Source organism: Jeotgalibacillus proteolyticus (assembly GCF_002926065.1).
GTDB classification, from domain to species: domain Bacteria; phylum Bacillota; class Bacilli; order Bacillales; family Jeotgalibacillaceae; genus Jeotgalibacillus; species Jeotgalibacillus proteolyticus.
Window position 1 is genome coordinate 553,067 of record NZ_PREZ01000003.1, and the last position, 14,021, is coordinate 567,087.

Annotated in this window: 16 protein-coding genes; 4 read left to right on the plus strand and 12 right to left on the minus strand. The window is 43.0% G+C overall.

Going from position 1 to position 14,021, the window contains the following annotated elements; all coding sequences use genetic code 11:
* Positions 1–73: 73 nt before the first annotated feature.
* The 4 genes from C4B60_RS09775 to C4B60_RS09790 all read right to left on the minus strand — a co-directional run bounded on the left by C4B60_RS09775 (position 74) and on the right by C4B60_RS09790 (position 3,438).
* The gene (locus C4B60_RS09775; protein ID WP_104057804.1) at positions 74–1,186 is read right to left on the minus strand and encodes a DUF1648 domain-containing protein; all 1,113 of its coding nucleotides are present in this window, start codon (positions 1,184–1,186) and stop codon (positions 74–76) included.
* Complete coding sequence (locus tag C4B60_RS09780) at positions 1,183–1,578, minus strand: GntR family transcriptional regulator (RefSeq protein ID WP_104057805.1); 396 nt, start codon at positions 1,576–1,578, stop codon at positions 1,183–1,185. The genes C4B60_RS09775 and C4B60_RS09780 overlap by 4 nt, the downstream gene beginning before the upstream one ends.
* Before the next feature lie 380 nt (positions 1,579–1,958).
* A complete protein-coding gene (locus tag C4B60_RS09785; RefSeq protein ID WP_104057806.1) occupies positions 1,959–2,612 on the minus strand; it encodes an SDR family oxidoreductase in 654 nt (217 codons plus the stop codon).
* 343 nt (positions 2,613–2,955) lie between these two features.
* Entirely contained in the window at positions 2,956–3,438 is a 483-nt protein-coding gene (locus C4B60_RS09790) for a DinB family protein (protein ID WP_104057807.1), read from the minus strand.
* Positions 3,439–3,647: 209 nt separating this feature from the next.
* Between C4B60_RS09790 and trhO the strand changes: the two genes are divergently transcribed.
* Positions 3,648–4,604 (plus strand): oxygen-dependent tRNA uridine(34) hydroxylase TrhO, encoded by a 957-nt coding sequence (trhO, locus tag C4B60_RS09795; protein WP_104057808.1) that lies wholly within the window; start codon positions 3,648–3,650, stop codon positions 4,602–4,604.
* A gap of 157 nt (positions 4,605–4,761) precedes the next feature.
* Here trhO and C4B60_RS09800 read toward each other — a convergent pair whose 3' ends face one another.
* From C4B60_RS09800 to C4B60_RS09810, 3 genes are all read right to left on the minus strand, one after another.
* A complete protein-coding gene (locus C4B60_RS09800; RefSeq protein WP_104057809.1) occupies positions 4,762–5,649 on the minus strand; it encodes a VOC family protein in 888 nt (295 codons plus the stop codon).
* 95 nt (positions 5,650–5,744) lie between these two features.
* On the minus strand, positions 5,745–5,993 hold the full coding sequence (locus C4B60_RS09805) for a hypothetical protein (RefSeq protein WP_104057810.1): 249 nt from the start codon (positions 5,991–5,993) through the stop codon (positions 5,745–5,747).
* A gap of 26 nt (positions 5,994–6,019) precedes the next feature.
* Positions 6,020–6,529, minus strand: coding sequence for a GNAT family N-acetyltransferase (locus C4B60_RS09810; protein ID WP_104057811.1), 510 nt, complete (start codon positions 6,527–6,529; stop codon positions 6,020–6,022).
* Between the two features lie 304 nt (positions 6,530–6,833).
* On the opposite strand from C4B60_RS09810, the gene C4B60_RS09815 reads away from it, so the two are divergent.
* Together C4B60_RS09815 and katG are read left to right on the plus strand one after the other, a co-directional pair.
* Positions 6,834–8,324, plus strand: a complete 1,491-nt coding sequence (locus C4B60_RS09815; RefSeq protein WP_104057812.1) for an FAD-dependent oxidoreductase — start codon at positions 6,834–6,836, stop codon at positions 8,322–8,324.
* A gap of 203 nt (positions 8,325–8,527) precedes the next feature.
* The gene (katG, locus tag C4B60_RS09820; protein WP_104057813.1) at positions 8,528–10,738 is read left to right on the plus strand and encodes a catalase/peroxidase HPI; all 2,211 of its coding nucleotides are present in this window, start codon (positions 8,528–8,530) and stop codon (positions 10,736–10,738) included.
* Positions 10,739–10,788: 50 nt separating this feature from the next.
* On the opposite strand, the gene C4B60_RS09825 is transcribed toward katG, so the two are convergent.
* Positions 10,789–11,277 (minus strand): GNAT family N-acetyltransferase, encoded by a 489-nt coding sequence (locus C4B60_RS09825; protein ID WP_104057814.1) that lies wholly within the window; start codon positions 11,275–11,277, stop codon positions 10,789–10,791.
* Between the two features lie 142 nt (positions 11,278–11,419).
* On the opposite strand from C4B60_RS09825, the gene C4B60_RS09830 reads away from it, so the two are divergent.
* Positions 11,420–11,617 (plus strand): hypothetical protein, encoded by a 198-nt coding sequence (locus C4B60_RS09830; protein WP_104057815.1) that lies wholly within the window; start codon positions 11,420–11,422, stop codon positions 11,615–11,617.
* A gap of 56 nt (positions 11,618–11,673) precedes the next feature.
* Here the strand turns inward: C4B60_RS09830 and C4B60_RS09835 are convergent, their stop codons facing one another.
* The 4 genes from C4B60_RS09835 to C4B60_RS09850 form a co-directional block, all read right to left on the minus strand.
* The gene (locus tag C4B60_RS09835) at positions 11,674–11,886 is read right to left on the minus strand and encodes a hypothetical protein (protein ID WP_104057816.1); all 213 of its coding nucleotides are present in this window, start codon (positions 11,884–11,886) and stop codon (positions 11,674–11,676) included.
* Positions 11,887–12,063: 177 nt separating this feature from the next.
* On the minus strand, positions 12,064–12,669 hold the full coding sequence (locus C4B60_RS09840; protein ID WP_104057817.1) for an ABC-2 transporter permease: 606 nt from the start codon (positions 12,667–12,669) through the stop codon (positions 12,064–12,066).
* Complete coding sequence (locus tag C4B60_RS09845) at positions 12,662–13,528, minus strand: ABC transporter ATP-binding protein (protein ID WP_104057818.1); 867 nt, start codon at positions 13,526–13,528, stop codon at positions 12,662–12,664. The genes C4B60_RS09840 and C4B60_RS09845 overlap by 8 nt, the downstream gene beginning before the upstream one ends.
* 5 nt (positions 13,529–13,533) lie before the next feature.
* Positions 13,534–13,905: a GntR family transcriptional regulator gene (locus tag C4B60_RS09850; protein WP_104057819.1), complete on the minus strand. Its 372-nt coding sequence runs from the start codon at positions 13,903–13,905 to the stop codon at positions 13,534–13,536.
* Between the last annotated feature and the right edge of the window lie 116 nt (positions 13,906–14,021).

Genomic DNA, 14,021 nt, shown 5'->3' on the forward strand with positions numbered 1-14,021 from the left:
ACCAAATGACTTAGAGAAGATGTACATTATTAGCTACTGAAATATCGTTCTCTTTACCCTCTGGAAAGAACTTTTACAACGTAAGAAGAATCGGGATCCCCGCTGCTGTCACGATCACTCCGATTAATAACAGCCAAGCTGCTGGTCTCCCAAAATTAATCGTCCAGCCGACACCAAAGCGTTTTTCCAAAAACAGCGCCGGGTCGTTTGGATTAAAATAAATTTGACCGAGCTTCCAATGCACGTCATCATCCCGATCAATTGAATCCTCCTGCTCTGCTCCACCCGTTTGAATGCGGCTTCCACCCTGACCTGTCGAAAATGACAGGGCAATCGCGGTAACGAGAATAATCCCGCTGAATACTAAGCTCACGATGGTAACAAGATTTTGATTTGCCTGATAAAAATAACTCCATTGAATAAAGGAAAACATGATGGTCAAAAGTGTTGAAGTGAAAAGAAGAAAGAGCGACCATCTTCTTCTAAACAATGTGAGCTGCTGAAAGGACCTCTCAGGAGCCTCTGCATTGAGCTGCTGCTTGGACTTGGCAATAATCGTATTGATGAATATGAATACCAGGATCAAGTACGACTGCATGATTGGAAACAGAAAAGCAGTACGGTAGCTTTTCTCGACTGCATTGGTCACTTCTCCCGCAAAGTTAACCTTCATCGGCAGAACATTCGGAAGCCGGTCATAAAATAGGGCAGTAAGCAAGGTCGTTACAATCGTAATGGCAAAGGGAATGACATACCACAGATTTGAGTAGTTAAGTTTCTGCTCACGAAAATCTGTGCGCACAACAACCTTCTGTGTTTTCCCCTGTGTCCAGTTCGAGTCTGTTTTTAGCCGCTTCATTTCATTATGAAATTTTAAATAGATGCCAAATGAAAGAACGAGTAGAAGTGAAATAGCTGCGGCAAATACTAAGCTCAAAGTTTCTTCATTTGCATTTACGGTTGAACCAGCCCAAACAAAGCCGCCTAATAAAACAATCATGAGTACAATCATGGCACGGACGTAGCGTTTCCTGATTACTTGCAGCGGCTCCGAATCATAAACGCTCTCTGGAATAGAGACCCCGAAGCTTTCTGTTCTCCGTGTTAAATACGGAATACATGTTAAGATAAGCGCGACCGGTAATAAGACAATGGCTAAAACAACAATGAGTGTATTGATGGTCATTTATTCTCCTCCTCCCGTTGAAATTCATTTAGTACTTCCTGGTATAATGCTGCAATGGCTTCAGGTGATAGGTCTTTACAAAGTCCCTCCGCTACAATCGGGCGGAGCGTTTGTTTTAATGATTCCTTATACTCGTTATCTGCTTTAGGCACCCCTTCAGGATGAATGACTACACCCTTTTGGCGATGAATCAGAATATACCCCTCCTGCTTCAGCTGCTGATAGGCTTTATTCACTGTATGCAGATTGATGCCAATGTCTGATGCTAATGAGCGAACAGATGGCAGCGGATCGTTGGGGCGCAGCTCTTTTTTCGCAATGCCAATAATAACCTGCTGCACAATTTGCGTATAAATCGCAACATCTGATTCTAAATCTAGGGAAATGAGCAAATGGAAAATCTCCTCTCTGTTTGTTCTATCTGTTATACTTATAATATAACAGATAAGGTAAAGAGTCAATGATCCCAATGAAGAAATCTTTTTTCAAATTTAGCTTATGTCTAAACACAGAAAAAAAGATTGAGACAAATGTTTGTCCCAATCCCTTTTATCTGGTTCACTGCGCTTCAGGTGGACGCTTTCCGCGGTGCGGGGCCCTTCGCTAACTTGCTTTCGCAAGTGGATCTCAAGCTCCCGCTCCCTCCCGCAGGAGTCGCCACCTTCAGCTCCGTTCTCCTCACGTTTTTAAACGAATCTTCATAAATTGTCTTGTATCTTTCAGTTATCGTTCTATCTCAGGTTCTTTTTATTACTCTAATTTTTGTTCTTACTTATAAAGATGTTACTGCTTCTTCTACAGGCTTCACTCCGCCTACCACCTGAAATTCTTTTCCGATGGTAGAGTCGTTTTCAAGAACGGAAACGATGACGCGCGCTACGTCTTCTCTTGAGATCTCGCCCCGCTCTACTTTTTCCCCTGCAGTAATCGTTCCTGCTGCCGGGTCGTTTGTGAGTGCACCGGGATGAATAATGGTGTAATCAAGATCCGTGTCTCTCAGCCACACATCCGCATAATGCTTTGCCACAACATAAGGGGCAAAGGAAGACGGAGCAGACTCAATGGCCTCGCGCGTTGTATCAAATGAGCTGATCATAACAAATCGCTTTACGCCTGCTTTTTTTGTTGCTTCAATCGTTTTCACTGCGCCATCAAGATCAATCAGCATCGTTTTATCAGGGCCGGTTTTAGGACCGGATCCAGCGGTAAAGACGACTGCATCCACACCCTCAGCTGCTTCTGCAATCGCATCAATATCATCTTTTTCAAGATCTCGCAGCACTGTTTCGGCTCCGAGCTCTTCAAAGTAAGAAGCCTGCTCTTCTTTTCGGATCATGGCTTTTGCTTCAAGCCCTTCTTTCTTTTGGATCATTGAAACGGCATGCTTTCCAACCTGTCCATTTGCGCCAATTACAAGTACCTTCATTGTCTCCACCCTTTCTTCATTTTTCCCATTTTGTATAGGATAACGCTTTGGTTGAGAGTGTGTCGAAGGATCTGTTTGTGAAAACGGCTCCGATCTCTTAATTTGATGGTTTTTCAATTATTAAATTAATTTATTTTCGTACAACCAGATAAAACCTGTGCTCTCGTGTTTCTATAAATCCCTTGGCTTCCAAAATGGTCTTGGTCTTAAGCTCATACAGCTGATTAAGATGCGTTACAACAAAAAAGCCCGGAAACTCCCAGGTGATTTAAGCATCTTATTTGTTGCCCTGGTCCCGTATGTGATGTCGTTATGGGGTTTAATGAGCCTTAGTACAGGCGTTTTATGTAAGCTTCTTATAAAAGTCACGCATAAGCAAATCCGTATTAACAGGCACTTTTTTCACTTCACGGGCCCAAATTGAAAGCTGGCCAATATGATGAATTTCATGTGTGATTATGTGGTAAAGTACTTTTTCATGGGAGAAAACAAATTCTTTACCCATTTTATTTTTTATCACCAGAGGGCCGTCTGCTACAATTCGATTATCATCAAAATAACCAGTAGTAGAAGAACCAGTCTCTACAGCGTACTGTTTTAAATCATTTATCGTGACCATACTTCTTTTGTCTTTATTCACGACCGGGTTTCCTTTGAGCTGATTGATCCAAAGCTGCTCACAATCTATAACATGGAATAATGTATCAATGATGCTGCCCATGCCGCCTGTTCTTTTCTTTGTTAATTCTTCAGACGAAAGTTCCTCACACCATTTAAACCAATCTTCTCTGACCTGCCAATTATAATAAAATAACTCCTTTAGCATCCTCTCTCCTCCCCTCTATCTCTATCTTTAATTTTACATTATTTTCTTGGTAAAAAAGCTCCTTATTTCATCTGCAGAAAAATACCGGAAAATCAATCATTACTATTGAGATTCCCAGCCTAAATGTATTATGATACAGAGTAGAGCAAAAAACTGCTCTAACCCATCAGGTTATTCCTGCAAAATAAATTGATAGGTGGAATAGAAAAGTGGACTATCGAGTTTTATTATATTACCATTACACAACGATTGAAGATCCGGCGGCATTTTCAGAGGAGCATTTGGCTTTCTGTAAGGAGCTTGGTCTTAAAGGCCGTATTTTAGTTGCGAACGAGGGCATCAACGGGACATGCTCAGGTACGATTGAGCAGACCGATGCTTATATGGAAGCCATGAAGCAAAATCCTTTGTTTGAAGGAATTGTTTTTAAAATTGATGAGGCAAAAGAGCATACATTTAAGAAAATGCATGTTCGTCCCCGTCCAGAGCTTGTTAATTTGAGCCTTGAGGATGATGTTAATCCTAATGAATTAACCGGCCGTTATTTATCACCAAAGGAATTTTATGAAGAAATGCAGCGTGAGGACACAATTGTCCTGGATGCGCGTAACACATATGAATATGATGTAGGTCACTTCCGCGGCGCAATCCGTCCGGACGTGGAAACGTTCCGCGACCTGCCAAACTGGGTAAGAGAAAACCGCCATATGCTTGAAGGTAAACGTGTGTTAACCTACTGCACAGGCGGCATCCGCTGTGAAAAATTCTCCGGATGGCTTGTTCGTGAAGGCTTTGAAGATGCTGCGCAACTGCATGGCGGTATTGCTTCCTACGGAAAAGATCCGGAAGTTAAAGGTCAGCTGTGGGACGGTCAAATGTATGTATTTGACGAGCGCCTGACTGTGCCGATTAACCAGGTAGAGCATGTAGTCGTAGGGAAAGACCATTACGACGGCACTCCGTGTGAACGGTACATTAATTGTGCAAGCCCTGACTGCAATAAGCAAATCATTGCATCAGAGGAAAACGAAGCCAAGCATCTTGGCGGCTGTACGATTGAATGTACAAAAGATGAACGCAACCGCTATATTGTACGACATGAGCTTTCAACTGAAGAAGTTGAAGCACGCATTGCAGCACTTGAGAACGAGCTTGCTGCACGCTAAAAAATAAAAACCTTCCCGCTGCATTCTTTCATCGCAGCAGGAAGGTTTTATTAGTTTCGCCTTACTCTTTGTTTCTTATAACATAGTGAATCTTTCAATCTGTATGAACGAATCCCTCGGCAATAACTAGCCGAGAGGTTTTCTATTAACAATTGCTTTACTCTCCGCTGTATGCATCCCGAAGCACCGCAAGATCAATCTTCTTCATCGGCATAATTGCTTCAGTCAACCGCTCCATCTGCTCAGGAGTCGCTTCTTCCATCATCTGCTCCAGTTCAAAGGGCGTCACCTGCCAGGACACCCCGAAGCGATCCTTCAGCCAGCCGCATTGCTCTGATTCGGGATCGGCCGAAAGATGAGCCCAGGCACGGTCAATTTCCTTCTGATCCTTACAATAAAGAATAAGTGACTGCATCAGATTAAAATCAAATTCATGTGCATCGGCACTGTCCGATAAGACGATCTCTCTGCCGGCGAGCTTTACGCGGGCATACCCTAATGTCCCCTCTACTTCCGGTTCCTGTCCCGGTCCGTAATAGGAGATATGGTTTTCCATAACCTCGCCGCCTAGAAGAGACCGATAATAGTCAACCGCCTCTTCCGCCCTTCCGCTCACTTCACGGGTAAACATTAATGAAGGGGCAATCGTTTGGATTTCCATTCCGCCATCAAGCATCAGCTGCCATGAAACCCCATGCTGATCCTTCAAAAAGCCAAAGCGTTTACTGAACGGGTATTCCTCGAGCGGCATTAGTATTTCCCCTCCCTCAGAAAGCCTGTCCCATAATGCGTCGACCGTTTTAACATCAGGCAATGCCACCATATACGAGAAGGAAGGATTACGTTCCGCTAACCTTCCGCCTCCAAGAAACTGAAACTGCTGATCATACAATGTGACTGTCACGATATCTGCATCTCCAGACGGGGTATTATGCAATGTCACATGCCCGTCTACTTGTCCGTTCCCAAACACCTCTACATACCAATCCGCAATTTTCCGCGCATCCTGTTCAAACCAAATATGAGGGATCAACTTCTGTCTCACTTCCGGTTCCTCCTTCGGATTAGGGGTGTATTACTCCCTCTATCATACACCGTGCAGTTGCTTTTTGAGGTGTTTTTTTACCTAATTTATCTAATTTATGGAACAGGAGTAAACTCTGGTGCAGGCCTGAAGGTCTCAATTCCTGTAAGAACAATGATCAGCGTCATAAATACAATCGCTCCAATATTGCCGAACTTAAACAGCTTAAACTGCCACTCAGAAAACTCAGGTGTCTCATTGTATCTCCACCTTTGTAAAAATAATATTGCGTCCTCTGGATCGTGCAGCCCCCAAATTGCTAGTATGTAAACAGGAATTGAAAAAACGATGACAATAAATAGCATGGACTCTTACTCCTTTCATAAAGGTTTTAGATGTCTCTGCAATATCTGACGGTTAAATAAGCTTCTTCTTCTGTATTTGCGTACCCTCTTTTTTCATACAGATAAATAAATCCTCTTGCTTCGTAAAAAGGAATCCCCTTACTATTCCCTTTTTGGACCGAGACCCATTGTTTTTGCGCTGAATAAATCTTTTTTTGCTGCAAGGTAAGTGCATGTAACAGCTTTGTTCCGATTCCTTTATTTCTTTTTCGGGGATCCAAATACAGGACAAAAACTTCCCCTTCCGTGTTACTGATCATCCCGCCTCCACACGCTCCTGCCACTTGACCTTCCTCAAGAGCAACAAAGTAACCGCCCCATTCCCGGCTGGATTCCTGAACCTCTCCGGAAATTCTTTCAAAGGTGTAAAATTCTGCAATAATCCGATCAATATATTTTTTTGAATAGATGCCTTCATACGTATTTCGGTAACCCTCAGAGCAAACCTTTACGATTCCTCCAACATGGCTCTTATCAGCTTTTACAATACGGACCATATATTGCCTCCTTATTTCCTTTTACTGTATGGTAACATAGTCCATTCGTTCACCATGAAAATAACAGTACAGTTTATACATAAGTTCTCGAAACCGTAACTGCCAACTACTCTCTTACATCTTAGATTTTAAATACCTATTACTAGAAAACCAGCTGCTTTCTATATGGATCCTGTAACTTCCACTATTAAACAAACGTTTGATTATATGAAAACAATCTAATCTACGCACCATAAGCGTACCCATAATTGCTCGAACACCCCATGACATTTACGCTTAGAAGAAGACAGGAGGTGCGTATTAGATGGCTAGAAAAGAAATCATTGTCGTTGGAGGCGGAATTGGCGGACTTACTGCCGGCGCCCTTTTAGCACAGGCAGGCTGCCAGGTTACAATCCTTGAGGCTGCTAGAGAATGGGGCGGCTGCGCCGGGAAATTTCAGCGTAAGGATTTTCTATTTCCATCAGGCGCTACCCTTGGGATGGGGCTTGAAAAAGGCGGCATTCACGAAAGGATTTTTCGTCATTTAGGGATTAAGGTGGAGGCATGTAAGCTAGATTCTGTCATGCGTGTAAAAGCAGGCGATCAAACCCTCACCTTTCATGCGGATCGAAGCCGGCACGTACAAGGCTTACAGGAAGCATTTCCTCAGCATAAAGAGAGCATCGCAGACTTTTATCAGGAGATTTATAAAAAAGCGGCACTTATCCGCCTCTTGATGAAGGAGCTTCCTGTTCTGCCAATCAAAACAGGAAAAGAAGCCTTTTACCTCCTTCGTTCCCTGCATAAAAAGCATACAGTGTTAGCTCCAGACTTTTTAAAGACGGTCAATTCCCTTTTAAAAAAGCATAAGCTTAATCAATGCATGGGGTTTGTCCGATTTATCGACGGACAGCTCATTGACAGTATGCAGACAACAAGTAAAGACTGTGCACTTCTAATGGGCGCCCTCGCACTCGATATTTATCACGAAGGTGCTTATTACGTTCAGGGCGGTTTGTATCAGTTTGCCTATCAATTAGTAGAAGCAGCAGAGCGAAATGGAGCCCAGGCTATTCTCGGCCGCCGCGTCACCTCCATAAAGAAAATCTGTGAACGATATGAAGTGACAGACCACCGGGGCAAAGTGCGTATGGCTGATCATGTGATCTGTAATGCGCCTGTTCAGTCTCTTCCCGGCTTGATGGACAAAGAACTTTTCGAGGGGCTTTCTAACAGAACAAAAAGGCGCTCTAGCCAGGAAACATGGGGCACCATGACGCTATATCTATCCTTAAAAGATACGGATCTTCCCAAAGACTTCCCTCTTTTTCAGCAGCTGATGAATCCGGGAAACAGCAGACATGACGAAGGAAATCATTTATTTTTGTCCCTTTCGCACCCTGAGGACAGAAAACGCGCACCAGAAGGCTGCCGCACTCTAACTATTAGTACGCATATCAACCTTGAGGGCTGGAAAACAAAAGCTCAATACGATGAAAATAAAAAACGGTACACCGAAAAAATACTCAGGGTGATTCGCATCTATTACCCCTCAATTGATAATGCCATCATTGAGCTCTATCCCGGGGCGCCTAAAGCCTGGGAACGATTTACTCTACGGCCTTCCGGGATGGTTGGAGGATTTCCGCAAACGAGAACCCACTCTCTTTTTTTAAGTCTTTCTCACCGCACACCGCTTAAAAACTTCTGGTTATGCGGAGACTCTATTTTTCCTGGAGGTGGTACGATTGGGGTTTCTGTCAGTGGCTACCATTGCTTTCGTTCCATCACAGGAAGACGGCTGATTCAATAGAAGAACCGCTTCTCCCTTCTGTTGAACAACCAGCTTGCTAGAAACAAGAAAGAATTTTACCCCTTTTATAAAAAATTGAGCATTTTTACGTGCTCTTTTTTTATTTATATATTATAATGATTATAATGTGAGAAAGATTATCACCTCACTTTTATTAAAAAGACAGATTACTAGCTGTTAAATCAGGAAGGGGAATTGAAAGAATGGGGAATGAAGAAAACTTGAACAACGCAGGAGTTTGCCCGTTTACAGGACAATCCGGTGAAAAAAAACAAGAGGAAAGTGCAATCACGACCTCTAAGGTTGGCACGACCAATAAAGACTGGTGGCCAAACCAATTGAACCTTAGCGTTCTTCACCAGCATGATAAAAAGACAAATCCAATGGGTGAAGACTTTAATTATGCTGATGAATTTAAAAAGCTTGATTATGATGCCTTAAAGCAGGATCTTCATAATCTGATGACAGACAGCCAGGATTGGTGGCCGGCTGACTATGGCCACTATGGTCCTTTCTTTATTCGTATGTCCTGGCATGCAGCCGGTACGTATCGTACTGGCGACGGACGCGGAGGCGGCGCAACTGGCCAACAGCGGTTTGCTCCATTAAACAGCTGGCCGGATAATGCAAACCTTGATAAAGCACGACGCCTTTTATGGCCAATTAAACAAAAATACGGCAACAAAATCTCATGGGCTGACTTACTCGTTTTAACAGGGAATGTTGCGCTTGAATCAATGGGCTTAAAAACATTCGGCTTCGGCGGCGGACGTGAAGACGTTTGGCATCCTGAAGAAGACATCTACTGGGGTAAGGAAACGGAGTGGCTTGCCGATAACCGCTATTCAGGAGACCGCGAGCTTGAAACCCCTCTTGCAGCTGTACAAATGGGCTTAATTTACGTTAACCCTGAAGGACCAAACGGCAATCCGGATCCGCTTGCAAGTGCACGTGACATCCGCGAAACCTTTGGCCGCATGGGAATGAATGACGAAGAAACCGTTGCGCTGGTAGCAGGCGGTCATACATTCGGTAAAGCACACGGCGCAGGCGACCCTGAACTAGTGGGCGCAGCACCTGAAGCAGCAGATATTGAAACACAGGGCCTCGGCTGGCAGAGTTCTCATAAAAGCGGAAAAGGCCGTGATACGATCACAAGCGGTATTGATGGTGCATGGACAGCTAACCCGACACAATGGGATAACGGCTTCTTTGATTTGTTATTCGGCTATGAGTGGGAATTAACAAAGAGCCGCTCAGGAGCTAATCAGTGGGCGCCGGTAAATCAAAAACAAGAAGATCTTGCTCCTGATGCTGAGGATGCGTCCATTAAAGTTCCAACGATGATGACGACAGCTGACATGGCATTACGCATGGATCCTGACTATGAGAAAATCTCACGCCGCTTTCATGAAAACCCTGATCAATTTGCAGATGCTTTTGCGCGCGCCTGGTTCAAGCTTCTTCACCGTGACATGGGACCTAAAGACCGCTACCTTGGCCCAGAGGTTCCTGCTGAAGAGCTTATCTGGCAAGACCCGGTTCCAAAGGTTGATTATGAATTAACACAGGATGAAGTAAATGACCTTAAAGAAACGATTCTTGATTCAGGTCTTTCAATCAGTGAGCTAGTTACTACTGCATGGGCTTCTGCGAGCACATTCCGCGGATCTGATGCGCGCGGTGGTGCAAACGGCGCAAGAATCCGTCTTGCTCCTCAAAAAGATTGGGAAGCGAACGAGCCAGAGCAGCTTGCTAAAGTACTTTCTGTTTATGAAGACATTCAAGGCAAGCTTGATAAAACTGTCAGCATCGCTGATCTTATCGTGCTTGGCGGTACAGCAGCGGTAGAAAAAGCAGCAAGAGAAGCCGGCGTTTACCTAAACGTTCTGTTTACGCCTGGACGCGGAGATGCAACGCAGGAACAAACAGATGTTGAAGGCTTCGAAGTATTAGAGCCGGTATCTGATGGATTCCGCAATTATCAGAAGAAGGAATACAAAGTAAGCCCTGAAGAGCAATTGGTCGACAAAGCTCAGCTCCTTGGCCTTTCAGCACCTGAAATGACTGCTCTAATCGGCGGCATGCGTGTGCTTGGAGCAAATCATGGCGGCACGAAGCATGGTGTATTCACTGACCGCATCGGTACACTTTCAAACGATTTCTTCGTTAACCTGCTTGATATGGGCATTGAATGGAAGCCAGCAGGCTTTAACCTTTATGAAGGACACGACCGCAAAACAGGTGAGGTTGTCCGCACTGCGACACGCTTTGACCTTGTCTTCGGTTCTAACTCAGTCCTTCGTGCTATTGCAGAAGTATATGCACAGGATGATAACAAAGAAAAATTCGTTCGCGACTTTGCAGCAGCATGGGTGAAAATTATGAATGCTGATCGATTTGATCTTAACTAATCAATCGCACAAAAAACAGGAGCCTCCAGCGAGGTCTCCTGTTTTTATTTTTAAACGGTAAATGTCTGAATAAGACAAGGCTCTTCATCCATTACTTTCTGTCTTTCCTGATACTCGATCCCTGCTTCAGCATAAAGCTTCTTCCAAAAGGAAACGGCCGGTCTGTTTTCCTCAAGCTCAATAACAAAATACTTGCCCTTCCTTTGCTCAAATAACAAGTTAACCGCTTCTCTCCCCCACCCTTTTCCTTTGAATTGGTTCAGGATGAAAAGATCGTTAACACCAAAATCGTTCTCTTTTTTAAGAAAAGGACGCTCGAGCAATAGGAGGAATCCAATGATGTCGGTTTCCAGCTTTATAAAATAAGGAGAAATTCCATCAATCTCCCAGAACCTCTCTAAGCTTTCGTAATGAAAGGATCCGTCCTCCCCGATTTCAAGCTTGGCAGTGAAGGCTGAGAGATCATGCAGATAAAGAGAATAGAGATTTCGCAAAATATGTTTTTGTGATTCTTTAACCTTAGTAAGGGTAATCGACATACGGCAGATCCTCATTCCATCTTTTTCTCTCATTTTACCTTAAATCATTTCTATTTTTATTATTATTCATGACGAAACAGGTATTCATTTTCCACTTTCTGTTACTATTATTATAGGTCGAAAATAAAAGGAGGCTAGTATCATGGACAATAATGGGTATCTAATTCTCCTGGGCAGCCTGATGGTTCTGATTTTTGGAGGAACCTTTACACTCCGCTTTTTTAATACCGGGGAGCTGTTGATCGGTCAAATGGTCGTACTAATTGTCGGGATCATCCTTTTAGCGGCTTCAATCATCTGGAGAAAAAGCAATAAGCAGATTAACTATGGTGAAAATTAACCTCAAAAAGAAAGGGAGCTCAAGTAAAACTGGAGATCTCTTTCTTTTTGACACCTTTAAAGAAGTCTAAGCAAAGTTTGCGCCAAACCATAAAAAAATAGAATAACACACCAGTTTACTACAGTTAGAAACAGTGCCATACCTGGGATCAGCTTCTTTTCCAACTTATCGCTAAATGTAAGAATGGCTAGAGCAATAGAGAAGACACTCCCTGCGAGGATGACAAGGATGATAGGACCTGCAGCACGTTCACTCGTTAACCTTGGCAAATATTGGACACCTTGAGGAGATTTTCTTTTTTAGTCGTAATAAGACTTCAGTATTTAACGACTGTTAATACGGAGTGAAAGTAGATGCAGGAATTAGTATCATCCGAAAATTTATTCCTGTTTATTCTATCGTTGGGATTCTTCCGCTATTTTTATGTGTTCTTTACACCCTGTTTCTTAAAAAGCCTTTCTGAAATAAATAACAGACGAAATGATCCAGGAAACAGCATAAAGGGTCAGGACTGCAACGGCCGATCCCGCGTATAAAGTTGTCGTAGACAAACCGGTTACAAATTCAGTGATTGCTGTTAAGTGCTGAGCTAAAAAATTCTCAGCAGCCTGGAACAGGATTACGGTCACGATAAAACCAATAATTACAACGGTTGAAATGTAGCCAGGCTTTAATATATAAAACAAGGGAAAGGTCAGCGCAGCGAATAATAAGAATAAGCTGCTTCCAATTGCCATATCCGTCACCGTGAAGGGTTTATTAAAGATGAATAATGCCAGGCTTGAAAATCCGATACTTAAGACCATATACACCACAGCCCCTACGTAACGTGAAGCGATAATTTCTTTTCTTGTGTACGGCAAAGAATTTAAAAGAATATTAGTTTCTGCTTTTTCATCATACGCATAGGTGTTTAGAGGAATAAAAACACTCGCAATAAGAAAGATTAGCGCAGGATGTGAGTTCATAAAAATAAAGAAACAGACAAATGGAGCAAAAATCAGCAGCTGCCTTTTTTGCAGGATAAGATCACGCCTGATTAAATTAAACAACGTTTTTCCCTCCTTTCACGTAATACATAATGTCCTCCAATGATGCCCGTTCAATAATTACTTCGTTGCCAAACGTATTTTTCACGGCACTGATATTATCTGTTAAGGCCTCAAATCCTGTCGGTGCCCGGTGTACATGGACAAAGGATTTTTCCGTGTCACGATCCAGAAGCTCCATCCCACCTTTTACAAGTGCATAATTTTCAGCCACTTCGTGAATGGATTGATTAAAGATTAGTTCGCCATTTTGAATAAAAGCGATATAGTCTGCGATACGATCCAGGTCCGTTGTAATATGCGTCGAGAAAAAGATCGTCCGCTCCCCATCAACCATTAATTCCTGTAGGAGGTCCAAAAGCTCTCTTCTGAAGATGGGGTCTAGTCCGGCCGTTGGCTCATCCATAATAATCAGCTCGGCATGATGAGAAAGTGCAATTGCCAGTGATACCTTCATTTGCATCCCTTTAGAAAATGTTTTAATCGGCTTGTTAAGCGGTAATTCAAACTGTTCGACATACTGGGCAAACAGGGAATGATCCCAGGACTTATAAGCCGGTGCGACGATTCGTTTAATATCCTTTAAGTTCAGCCCTTCAAAAAATACATTGCCGTCATAAACAAACCCAATGCGTTCCTTAATCGCTTTTTCGTGCGTCTCATAGTCCAGCCCTAAAATCTTCACTTCTCCATTATCGGGTCTCAGTAAATTCATCATCATTTTAATGGTGGTGGATTTACCCGCACCATTTGCCCCAATGAATCCTGTCACGAATCCTTTTTTAACCTGTAAATCCATATGATCAATGGAAAAACCCTTAAAGCTTTTCGATACATTGTTTAATTCAACCACGTTTTCCAACCTGCTCACTCCTCGTATAAGATCTTTAATAAATCCTGCAGTTCATTTAGGGAAAGGCCGATTTCTCTGCTGTTGGTGATAACTGAGTTCAGCTGTTCCTCAATGACTTTTAACTTTTTCTCTTTCATCAGCTCTAAATTTTGTTCAGCTACGAATGACCCTTTTCCTACAATGGAATAAATAAAGCCTGCTTTCTCAAGCTCCTCGTAGGCACGTTTTGTTGTAATAACACTGATCTGTAGATCCTTCGCAAGCTTTCGCATGGACGGGATCGCGGTCCCCTCCTCCAACTCTCCTGCTAAAATGGACGATTTAATTTGATTGGTGATTTGCTCATAAATAGGCTCCTTTGAACTGTTGGAGATAATGATTTGCATGCTAATCCCTCTTCTTTGCGTGTTATCAATAGTGGCGGTAATGATTCGAATTATTATATATTGTATATATACTATATACTCATTATATACACACTTGAATCATCGTTCAACCTTTT

Excerpts from the sequence above, each read along its gene's own strand:
- C4B60_RS09830 (WP_104057815.1), top strand. The coding sequence starts at position 11,420 with ATGGACAATAATGGGTATCTAATTCTCCTGGGCAGCCTGATGGTTCTG.
- C4B60_RS09815 (WP_104057812.1), top strand. The coding sequence starts at position 6,834 with ATGGCTAGAAAAGAAATCATTGTCGTTGGAGGCGGAATTGGCGGACTT.
- C4B60_RS09850 (WP_104057819.1), bottom strand. The coding sequence starts at position 13,905 with ATGCAAATCATTATCTCCAACAGTTCAAAGGAGCCTATTTATGAGCAA.
- C4B60_RS09810 (WP_104057811.1), bottom strand. The coding sequence starts at position 6,529 with ATGGTCCGTATTGTAAAAGCTGATAAGAGCCATGTTGGAGGAATCGTA.
- C4B60_RS09805 (WP_104057810.1), bottom strand. The coding sequence starts at position 5,993 with ATGCTATTTATTGTCATCGTTTTTTCAATTCCTGTTTACATACTAGCA.
- C4B60_RS09775 (WP_104057804.1), bottom strand. The coding sequence starts at position 1,186 with ATGACCATCAATACACTCATTGTTGTTTTAGCCATTGTCTTATTACCG.
- C4B60_RS09785 (WP_104057806.1), bottom strand. The coding sequence starts at position 2,612 with ATGAAGGTACTTGTAATTGGCGCAAATGGACAGGTTGGAAAGCATGCC.
- katG (WP_104057813.1), top strand. The coding sequence starts at position 8,528 with ATGGGGAATGAAGAAAACTTGAACAACGCAGGAGTTTGCCCGTTTACA.
- C4B60_RS09825 (WP_104057814.1), bottom strand. The coding sequence starts at position 11,277 with ATGTCGATTACCCTTACTAAGGTTAAAGAATCACAAAAACATATTTTG.
- C4B60_RS09790 (WP_104057807.1), bottom strand. The coding sequence starts at position 3,438 with ATGCTAAAGGAGTTATTTTATTATAATTGGCAGGTCAGAGAAGATTGG.